The 7,240-nt window shown below is 57.3% G+C and carries 5 protein-coding genes; 4 read left to right on the top strand and 1 reads right to left on the bottom strand.

Features of this window, described 5'->3' with window-relative positions; genetic code table 11:
* Positions 1-4 precede the first annotated feature (4 nt).
* On the bottom strand, positions 5-247 hold the full coding sequence (locus NW820_RS08245) for a hypothetical protein (RefSeq protein ID WP_414329067.1): 243 nt from the start codon (positions 245-247) through the stop codon (positions 5-7).
* 170 nt (positions 248-417) lie between these two features.
* Here NW820_RS08245 and pyk point away from each other — a divergent pair, with 170 nt between their 5' ends.
* The 4 genes from pyk (at position 418) to dnaN (ending at position 7,198) form a co-directional block, all read left to right on the top strand.
* Positions 418-2,277 (top strand): pyruvate kinase, encoded by a 1,860-nt coding sequence (gene pyk, locus NW820_RS08240; RefSeq protein WP_414407209.1) that lies wholly within the window; start codon positions 418-420, stop codon positions 2,275-2,277.
* 138 nt (positions 2,278-2,415) lie between these two features.
* On the top strand, positions 2,416-2,646 hold the full coding sequence (locus NW820_RS08235) for a DUF4327 family protein (protein WP_414342658.1): 231 nt from the start codon (positions 2,416-2,418) through the stop codon (positions 2,644-2,646).
* 151 nt (positions 2,647-2,797) lie between these two features.
* Entirely contained in the window at positions 2,798-5,080 is a 2,283-nt protein-coding gene (locus tag NW820_RS08230; RefSeq protein WP_414388282.1) for a RelA/SpoT family protein, read from the top strand.
* Between the two features lie 741 nt (positions 5,081-5,821).
* Entirely contained in the window at positions 5,822-7,198 is a 1,377-nt protein-coding gene (dnaN, locus tag NW820_RS08225) for a DNA polymerase III subunit beta (RefSeq protein WP_414407208.1), read from the top strand.
* The last annotated feature ends 42 nt before the right edge of the window (positions 7,199-7,240 follow it).

The raw sequence follows: 7,240 nt of genomic DNA, 5'->3' as shown, positions 1-7,240 counted from the left end.
CTCTCTACTGAGCGCCGAGGGCCGCCAACAAATCATCTGCCAACAACACCGCCGTATAGACCAAAGCCTGTCGTTGCTCAGGAGACAAATCGCCGACGGGAGTCTGGGGATTGCTCACGATACCTTGCAATACCTTGCTGGCTATGTATTCCCGCTTGGAAACCCCTGGGCTGGAGATGGTGGGGTTGTCCAGAGAGAACTTCTGATGGTGCTCGAAGGGGAAGGCGTATTCGGGGGCAACCGGCATCGCTCGACTCCAGATGGATCTCTACACTCTGCTTTGCCTATTTTCCCATCCTCTCTCGCTGGGGATTTTAAAAAAGCGGTGCCTCAAAAAAGACATAACGGGTTATCGTAATCAGAGAGATCCCTATGTGGGGGAAGGATCTGGGCTGCTCTCCCTTGGGAACAGTGGACATGCATTTGAGGGATTCTTTTCGACGCACCAAAATTGTTGCCACCATCGGCCCTGCCAGCTCAAATCCAGCCATTCTCAGGGAGATGATCCTGCAAGGGGCAACCACCCTTCGCCTGAACTTCTCCCATGGGGATCACGAGCTACACCGCCGCAGCATTCGCCTGATCCGCCAAACTTCGATGGATCTGGGCATCCAGGTCGCCATTTTGCAAGACCTGCAGGGGCCGAAAATCCGCCTGGGCAAGTTCGCCGAAGGCTCGATCACCCTCAAGGCAGGGGATCCCTTTGTGTTGACCAGCAAACCTGTCTTGGGATCCCAAGAGCGCAGCTGGGTCACCTACGACAAGCTGGCCCAAGAAGTGCCCGAAGGAGCGACGATCCTCATCGACGACGGTCGAGTGGAGATGCGGGTGGAAGCCGTGGATCCGGAAGCGGGCGAACTCTTCTGCCGCACCATTGTCGGGGGTACCCTCTCCAACAACAAGGGGGTCAATTTCCCCGGTGTGCGCCTGAGCATCCGCGCCGTGACCCCAAAGGATAAAGAAGATCTCTACTTCGGCCTCAACCAAGGGGTGGATTGGGTGGCCCTCAGCTTTGTGCGGGATCCCTCTGATGTGCTGGAGCTGCGGGAGCTCATTGCCTCAGCCAAACGGCCTTCTTCCGGCTCAGCCGACAAGCGGGTACCCATCATCGTCAAGATCGAGAAACACGAGGCCATTGAACAGCTGCCCCAGATTTTGGCCCTCAGCGACGGTGTGATGGTGGCGCGGGGAGATCTGGGGGTAGAGCTGCCTGCGGAAGAGGTGCCGATCCTGCAGAAGCGGGTGATCGCCCTGGCCAACTCCCTGGGGATCCCGGTAATTACGGCCACCCAAATGCTGGACAGCATGGTGCACAGCCCCCGGCCTACCCGTGCCGAAATCTCCGATGTGGCCAACGCCATTTTGGATGGCACCGATGCCGTCATGCTCTCCAACGAGACGGCTGTGGGCAAATACCCTGTCGAGGCCGTTGCCACCATGGCCCGCATTGCCGTGCGCACCGAGCGCGATTACTTTGACCTGACCTCCGCCGACCGACGACAACGCCTTCGCGCCCTTGCCATGCAGGAGCTGAGCCAAAACAACGGCAACAGTCCTGCTGGAATGCGGCCCAAAACCCTGATCACCGACTCGATCAGCCGCGCTGTGGGGGAGATCGCCCAAGAGTTGGATGCTGTAGCCGTGATGACCCTGACCAAAACAGGGGCTACTGCTCGCAATGTCTCTAAGTTTCGCCCCCGCACTCCCATCCTAGCCGTAACCCCCCATGTGGAAGTGGCACGGCGGCTGCAGTTGGTTTGGGGGGTACATCCGCTGTTGGTTATGGATTTGGCCACCACCCGCCAGACCTTTCAAGCGGCCATCAGCTTGGCTCAGGAAGATGGCTTGCTCAAGGATGGCGACTTGGTGGTGCTCAGTGCAGGAACCCTGCCAGGCGTTGCGGGATCCACCGATCTGATCAAGGTGGATGTGGTGAAAGCGGTGGTGGCTCAAGGCAAAGGGTTTGGCAAAGGCATTGTCAGCGGCCCGGCCCGCATCTTGAGATCCAGCCTCGATGCCGGCAAAATCACCGCCGGAGACATTTTGGTTGCCCAATCCACCGACGCCAACTATGTGGAGGCGATCAAACAGGCAGCCGGCGTGATTACCGAAGAAGAGGGAGCCTCCTCTCATGCAGCAGTCATTGGCCTGCGGCTGGGGGTGCCGGTGCTGGTGGGGGTCAAGGATGCTACCCGCTTAATCCGGGATGGATCTATCGTCACTCTGAACCCAGAAAAAGGCATAGTGACCGCAGGAGCCGATGGCTTGGGCTTTTAAGCGGGCCTTAAGGTTGCCTGCAATACAAACTTGTATCTCTTGCTACGAAACGAGACCCAGTTCTATGATGGGGGTAGCGAGGCAAGATTTTCCCTGACCCTTCGGTGCGTCCCATCCATTCCACGTGTAGGTTAAGCTATGCCCACTTTACAAGCCACCCACTATGCGGTTGAGGCCATCCAGGAGGAAGCTCGTCGCCTCATTCAGCAGGGGGTCTTACGCCGCTCTGCAGCCATTGCCCACCTGCAACCCTTTTTCCCGCAGCGGGAGTGGCAGGCGATTGCCCAAGAGCTGGAGCTGCAAGACTACTGCCCCTCGGATCCCCTCTGCGATTTGATCGGCAACTGCGAGGAGTGGAGCGAAGACTGACTCTCGATCTGCCGAGGATGGCAAGCGGTCGGCGTTGGCAGACAGCCAATGCCTCTTTTTATTCCAGCCGTTTTTTCCTCCTCTAATCTGTCGGCGGCTAAGCTGGATGAACTATAGTCAGTAATCAAACATCCCTTTTCGCCGGGTTCGCATGGGTCAGACGGCTGTCATTGCCACCTCAGATGGAGGTCTCGACCTGAATAGCCTCGGTTTTGAGGTGCCAGGGTGGCTGCGTGCTCTGCTTTCCGGTGCCGAGGATCCCGGCGATGGGCTGCGGCCTTACACGGCTGAAGAAGCCGATCTGCTGCGCCGTGCCTTTGAGTTTTCCTATTGTTTGCATCAGGGCCAAAAACGCAAATCAGGGGATCCCTACATTGCCCATCCGGTAGCCGTGGCCACTCTCCTGCGGGAGCTGGGGGGAGATGCGGTGACGGTGGCAGCGGGCCTTTTGCACGATGTTATTGAGGATACAGAAGTTACCCCAGAAGCCCTGGAAGCTGAATTCGGCTCTGAAGTTCGCCTACTGGTAGAAGGAGTTACCAAACTCTCTAAGTTCAATTTCTCCAGCAAAACCGAGCAGCAAGCGGAAAATTTCCGCCGCATGTTTGTGGCCATGGCCAAAGATATTCGAGTCATCGTGGTCAAGCTGGCGGATCGCTTACACAACATGCGCACGCTGCAGTATCTCTCCCCCAGTAAGCAACGGCAAATTGCAGCCGAAACCATGGAAATTTTCGCCCCTTTGGCCAACCGGCTGGGGATCTGGCATTTCAAATGGGAACTGGAAGACTTGGCTTTTAAGTATCTGGACTACGAGGCTTACCGGAAGATTCAGGAATTGGTCAACGCCAAGCGCGCCGAGCGAGAGGCCGAGATCCAAGCTTTTATCGAAGAGCTGCGGCAGAACCTTCTTCAAGCGGGACTGGAACGCTTTGAGATCAGCGGACGGCCCAAACATTTGTACAGCATCTATCGCAAGATGCAGCAGCAGCACAAAGAATTTCACGAGATTTACGATCTCTCAGCAGTTCGGGTAATCGTACATACCAACAGCGAGTGCTATCGGGTGCTGGCAGTCGTTCACAACTGCTTTCGCCCCATCCCTGGGCGTTTCAAAGACTACATTGGTCTGCCCAAGGCCAATCGTTACCAATCTTTGCATACGGCGGTGATTGGCCCGCAGGGAAGACCGGTGGAGGTGCAGATCCGCACCGAAGAGATGCACCGCGTGGCTGAGTACGGGATCGCCGCCCACTGGAAGTACAAGGAGGCCGGCAGCACCACTGTCAAGCCCGACGAGGAGCGCTTCACCTGGCTGCGACAGCTGTTGGAGTGGCAAAACGACCTCAAAGATGACAAGGAGTATCTGGACACCCTTCGCGAGAACCTGTTTGAGAGCGAGGTTTACGTCTTTACGCCCAAGGGGGACTTGCTGGCTCTGCCCCAGGGATCCTGTCCGGTGGACTTCGCCTATCGCATCCACTCCGAAATTGGGGATCACTGTGCAGGAGCGCGGGTAAACAACAAGATCGTGCCCCTGGATACCCGCCTGCGCAACGGCGACATTGTGCAGATCATCACGCACAAAAATGCCCATCCCAGCCTGGACTGGATCAATTTCGTTGCCACCAGCTCTGCCCGCAATCGCATTCGCCAATGGTTTAAGCGCTCCAATCGCGAGCAAAACATCGCGCGGGGCCGGCATTTGCTGGAGCGGGAGCTGGGCAAAACGGGCTTTGATGCCCTGCTCAAATCAGAGCGGATGCAGAAGGTAGCCGAAAAGCTCAACTACGCCAGTGTAGAGGATTTGTTAGCCGCTCTGGGTTATGGTGAGACAACCCCCACGCTGGTGATCCATCGGCTGCAGGAGGTCAGCAGGCCGGCAGTATCTGCTCCCACAGAGGAGGAATCGCTTGAGGGATCCAAGCTGTTGTTGCCACGGGCTTCTGCGGCTCCCAGTTCTATCAAATCCCAATCTCCCATTCTGGGGGTGGAGGGTCTGAAACACCAGTTGGCCAAGTGTTGTAATCCGCTGCCGGGGGATCCGATCTTGGGCGTGGTCACCCGCTTTAAGGGGATCAGCATCCATCACCGGGATTGCCCAAGGGTGGCCCAGGTTTCGGGGGAACGGCTGGTGCCGGTACGATGGAACGAAGAGCAACTGCGGCAGAGCGCCCAGATCTACCCGGTAGAACTGCATCTGGAGGTTATCGACCGCGTTGGGGTGCTGCGGGACATCCTTTCCCGTCTATCGGATCAAGGTATCAATGTTCGCAATGCCAAGGTACAAACTTTTGCCAACCGCACCGCCCTGATCGATCTCTGTATCGATGTACGTGATAAGAAACAGCTCACCCAGGTTCAAAGTCAACTGCGCCAGCTTTCTGACGTGATCGTGCTGCGCTCCCGCCATCACCAAAACGGATCCCGTTGACCTACGCCTGGCCCTTCGCGGGTACGGACTCTAGACCGCATCCCTATTGCGACTCGCTCCTGCAGCAGCCCAATTTTGGGTCAGGCGCTGTCCCATCCTCATCCTGACCTCCTTTGCCGCTTCTGGTGCGCAGAGCGCTTTCCCGCTCCTCTGGGGTCTTGCCAAAAATCCCGTGTCAGCTCACAGGTGGCCAGGCAAGGCCGACAAGCCCAGAGCAATATCCCAGGCTTTCTTCGACAGCCTGTGGAAAACCTGGGGAAATCCAGCGAAGCCCGCCCCAGCTCCGGTGGAATCCCCAGCCATATCTAGGGGGAAGGATTCACTACCTTAGGGGATCTCACACTGACTGTGCGTTAATTTTTATGAATTTGTCAGAAAACCATAACATTAGCCTGTGGAAAACCTGTGGAAAAACCTGAAAAATTTGTGGAAAACCTGTGGAAAAACCCCCCAAGTTATTAACAGGTATAAATACCCTGTGGAAAAGTGGCCAAGTTATCCACAGTTTTTCCACAGGTGGGGAATAGGCTCAAAAGCTCATGGCACAAGGTGTTGACGATCACTTTCCACAGTTTCCACAGCCCCTACTACTACTAGATCAAAAAATTAAATTAGGCAGGGATCGAAATTTCAGATCTGTCCTACGCGCGAGGCAAATTTTCCAAAACTCGACCGCAAGGGGAGGGATCCAACCGGGGCAGTCGGTGTAGGATCTGCGTGTGCAGCCCTCAAGTGCCCCCCATGGTGCAAGCTCAACGTCCTGTGGATCGAGAATCGGAAACCGAGTCGTTCGCGCCGGTGTTGCGCAGCAGCAAGACTGCAGCTCCCTATCGTGGGGAGAGCCGCTTTAACGAAGCTGTTGACGCGCCGCTGGAGGGTTTTAGCTTCACCTGCGAGCAAGCCGATCTCAGCCACCACCTCACTTCCGTTGGACGGGCTGTGGCCAGCCGCCCCGCCCTGCCCGTTTTGGCCAACGTGTTGGTAGAGGTCGATGCGGAAACTCAACGGGTTGCCCTCACTGCCTTTGACTTGAACTTGTGCATTCGCAGCGAGTTCGAGGCTCAGGTCAAGGGATCCGGTCGCACCACCCTGCCGGCCAAGCTGCTCAGCGACATCGTCAGCCGTCTGCCCAGCGGCCCAGTGACTCTTGACGCGAGCAGCCAAGCCAAGGAGAGTGCCCCTGTGATTCTCATGTCGGCAGCCGGCCAGTACCAAGTGCGCAGCCTGTCGGCTGAAGAGTACCCCACCCTACCGGAAATATCGCTCCGCACCACCGACGCAGATGGCGATTTTGTGGGGGAGGAAAGCCCAACAGCTCAGGCCCTGGAGCTGCCCATCGAGAGCCTGTTGCAAGGGATCGGCCAAACCCTTTTTGCGGCCTCTGGAGATGAGACCAAGCAGGTGCTCACAGGGGTGCATGTCAAGCTCTTGGCGGGGGATCCCCCTTGCCTGGAGTTTGCAGCCACCGATGGGCATCGTCTGGCGATGGTGCAGGTGGAGGCGGACGGGATCCCGGTTGCTTCGGCCCATGGGGAAATAGGGTTGGATTTCACCATTCCCGCTCGCACTTTGCGAGAGGTGGAGCGCATCCTCGGCACCCAGACCGCGGCCTCTACGGTGGAATTGCGGTTTGACCGATCCCAGGTGCAGTTTGTGCTGCCTCCTCGCGCCAGCAAAACGCAGTGCCAACAGCGGATCACCAGCCGCCTTTTGGAGGGCCAATATCCCGACTACAACCGCCTGATTCCCAGGCAATTTGAGCGGCAGATAACCCTGGAGCGTCGGCCTTTGATTGAGTCGCTGGAACGGGTGGGAGTACTTGCTGCCCAAAGAAACGACATCGTCAAGTTCAATCTTTCTGCCGCAACCCAAACCCTGCGCATCAGCACCGAGGCGCCCGATGTGGGCAGTGGCGAGGAATCGTTGCCAGTGCAGATGTCTGGTCCTGACCTGGAGCTGGCCTTCAATGTGCGTTACCTGCTGGATGCCCTCAGGGTGTTTCATACGCAGCAGGTGAGCCTGGAGCTAAACGGCGCCACGCAGCCGGCCATCTGGAAGCCCCTTGGGGCAATGCGGCTCTGTTATTTGGTTATGCCGGTGCAGCTACGGGCTACCTAGTCTTAGGAGAGCTCCACCCAGCTCTAGTCCAAAACTCTCAAG

This window comes from Synechococcus sp. R55.7 (assembly GCF_047461955.1).
Lineage (GTDB): Bacteria > Cyanobacteriota > Cyanobacteriia > Thermostichales > Thermostichaceae > Thermostichus.
Note: the sequence above shows the minus strand (reverse complement) of the source record. Positions and strands in the feature narration are given on the sequence as shown.

Coding starts and splice junctions, on each gene's coding strand:
- NW820_RS08245 (WP_414329067.1), bottom strand. CDS start 247: ATGCCGGTTGCCCCCGAATACGCCTTCCCCTTCGAGCACCATCAGAAG.
- pyk (WP_414407209.1), top strand. CDS start 418: ATGCATTTGAGGGATTCTTTTCGACGCACCAAAATTGTTGCCACCATC.
- NW820_RS08235 (WP_414342658.1), top strand. CDS start 2,416: ATGCCCACTTTACAAGCCACCCACTATGCGGTTGAGGCCATCCAGGAG.
- NW820_RS08230 (WP_414388282.1), top strand. CDS start 2,798: ATGGGTCAGACGGCTGTCATTGCCACCTCAGATGGAGGTCTCGACCTG.
- dnaN (WP_414407208.1), top strand. CDS start 5,822: ATGGTGCAAGCTCAACGTCCTGTGGATCGAGAATCGGAAACCGAGTCG.